Origin of the sequence: Porphyromonas somerae DSM 23386 (genome assembly GCF_000372405.1) — a bacterium.
Classification (GTDB): domain Bacteria; phylum Bacteroidota; class Bacteroidia; order Bacteroidales; family Porphyromonadaceae; genus Porphyromonas_A; species Porphyromonas_A somerae.
Genome location: NZ_AQVC01000088.1, coordinates 1 through 2101, shown reverse-complemented (window position 1 = coordinate 2101; position 2101 = coordinate 1). Strand labels below are relative to the sequence as shown.

5 protein-coding genes are annotated in these 2101 nt (G+C 34.6%); all 5 read left to right on the top strand.

Features of this window, described 5'->3' with window-relative positions; translation table 11 throughout:
* Positions 1-136 precede the first annotated feature (136 nt).
* A complete protein-coding gene (locus A3GK_RS10895) occupies positions 137-406 on the top strand; it encodes a transposase (RefSeq protein ID WP_018029327.1) in 270 nt (89 codons plus the stop codon).
* A 23-nt stretch (positions 407-429) separates the two neighbouring features.
* Entirely contained in the window at positions 430-1134 is a 705-nt protein-coding gene (locus A3GK_RS0110110; protein WP_018029326.1) for a hypothetical protein, read from the top strand.
* A 111-nt stretch (positions 1135-1245) separates the two neighbouring features.
* Positions 1246-1539: a hypothetical protein gene (locus A3GK_RS0110105; RefSeq protein ID WP_018029325.1), complete on the top strand. Its 294-nt coding sequence runs from the start codon at positions 1246-1248 to the stop codon at positions 1537-1539.
* A gap of 1 nt (position 1540) precedes the next feature.
* Complete coding sequence (locus A3GK_RS0110100; RefSeq protein WP_018029324.1) at positions 1541-1723, top strand: hypothetical protein; 183 nt, start codon at positions 1541-1543, stop codon at positions 1721-1723.
* 127 nt (positions 1724-1850) lie between these two features.
* On the top strand, positions 1851-2101 hold a 251-nt coding region (locus tag A3GK_RS11560), incomplete at its 3' end, for a hypothetical protein (protein WP_040576198.1).

The window sequence follows — 2101 nt, the reverse complement described above, 5'->3', positions numbered from 1 at the left end:
TACTTCCAGTACAGCCATTAGAAAAATATGAAGTACCCTACGACTTCTTAGAAAGTATCGCTTTTTATGATTAGATAAGAAATTGTGTCTTCTCTGTCCTCTCCTGAAATAGTAGACACATAAACCATGCGAAATTATGGCAGAAAAGAATCGCAAGAGTAAAAAGAGAGAAGCTTATGATGATGCTTTTAAGGTCAAGGTGATACGAGAGTACCTAGACACCGGAGAGAACATTAGTAGCCTTGCTACAAGATTTAACATTTCAATTTCGGCATTGTACTCTTGGTTGAGTAACTTTGGCATAGAAACATCACCAACTAATATTCTTAGTAGTATGAGCAAGAGTAATGCCGATTTAATCAAAGAGATGGCTGAACTGAAGCGAGCACTAGAAATAAATTTATAGGAATTGAATAAAAAGAAACGATTATGGCAATAGAGGTTGAGAGAGAATATATCCAAAAATGGACAAAGGAACATTTACCAGATTATACATCCCGACTAGGATTAATGGACTACATCTACTTTACAAAAGACGATGAAAATCTTACTATACAAACAGATATTCGCACTCTATTTTATGGAACTTTACTGTCATTTGCTGGATTCATCGTGGTATTCAAAGAATTCGAACGCATTTTCCTAAATGTTCTTGAAGACAACGTGGATGTATTATTATTAAAAAAACATTATGGTGATCATTTTATAACAGCTCTTTATGACTTTTCATACTCTGATTACTATGTGTTTCCAGAGCAATTGGAGTCAGAAGAGGAGCTAGAAATATATCTACAAGAATTTGTAAAGTGCGTTCGATATCATGAGAATGTTATCTTCCCCTATTTGAGTGACATAACAAACATGGCGAAATATGTAGGAAGTGTGCCTTTTGAAAGAAGCGGAGAAATTAATATAGGAGGAGGATATCCTGTTAGTTTTTTTAAGAAGCTGGCGATTTTAAAATGGGGTGGCTATGAGGAAAGATATGAAGAGTACAAGAAAGGGCTGGAAGCTTTTATTGAAGAGGATTTTTCTGATCCAAAATATATCACCGAAGCCCCGTTGAACAAAGAAGGGTTCGTCAATCTAATAGACTACCTCGAAAATAAACCTAACCCCTTTCTTAAATCTTAATGCCCAAAATGAGATAATACAAACGTAAATAATGTATGGAATAGAAATTAAAAGAGAAATGAGGCAATGGCTAAATGAAGTGCCTCAAAATGTCAAACGGCTAATGGGTATATGAAAGCATATATCGCATTGATTAAGTATGACGCTTTTGACAACATAGTCGATGCTTTCATAATAGAAAACAAACTCAGCGGCACTACCTCTTATACCAAAAGACAAATAGAAGGCTTTAGGGCGATTGTTAAGAATAAACATCAAACAATGAGAGTTATGTATGGCAGAGAAAACTTGAATGTTAACACAAAAGAAAAACAGATAAAGGCAGATAACATATATAGAATACACGACCATGGTATTGATAATCTTTTAAGTGTTGAAATACAAAGAATAGATATTGCAAGATAATATGGTTAAATCAGAGAAAAAGGGAATCGTATTTGGGGCTTTTGATTCACACTTTGACAAATATGGATACAAGGGCGTTAAAAGTGGTGGAGATCCGACATATGTAATGAAAACCGAAAACTACGTAGAGACATTCTTTATAAACTTTTTGGATCTGGGGGGGGATATATATATCAGGTGTTAGTATCTCAATCGCCAATGTGGAAGAAAACATCATTTCTCTTTTTGGGAAAGCAGCAATTAAATAGAGGTTTTTTTATGATGAAAAGAAGTATTTTTTATCTACAGTCTCTGACAAGGTTAACTTTAGCATGAATGATCCCAGGAAATTAGATAATGAGGTTAATTTACTCGATTTTGCGAACTCTTACATCAACTATTATGAGGAAAAGGGCAAGCACTTTATAGAACATTATTCCTCTCTTCCAAATATATTAAAGAGGATGAATGAACTAACATTGGAGGGTAAGGTTTGGCAAGATAGAGGAGTCGGAATTCTTTCTGGTGCTCTAGATGCTCAACTCAGAGGCTTAATTATTGCAAAGCTATGCAATGATAATGG

Bases quoted from the DNA above. Each gene is read 5' to 3' on its own strand.
- A3GK_RS10895 (WP_018029327.1), top strand. From the start codon at position 137: ATGGCAGAAAAGAATCGCAAGAGTAAAAAGAGAGAAGCTTATGATGAT.
- A3GK_RS0110110 (WP_018029326.1), top strand. From the start codon at position 430: ATGGCAATAGAGGTTGAGAGAGAATATATCCAAAAATGGACAAAGGAA.
- A3GK_RS0110105 (WP_018029325.1), top strand. From the start codon at position 1,246: ATGAAAGCATATATCGCATTGATTAAGTATGACGCTTTTGACAACATA.
- A3GK_RS0110100 (WP_018029324.1), top strand. From the start codon at position 1,541: ATGGTTAAATCAGAGAAAAAGGGAATCGTATTTGGGGCTTTTGATTCA.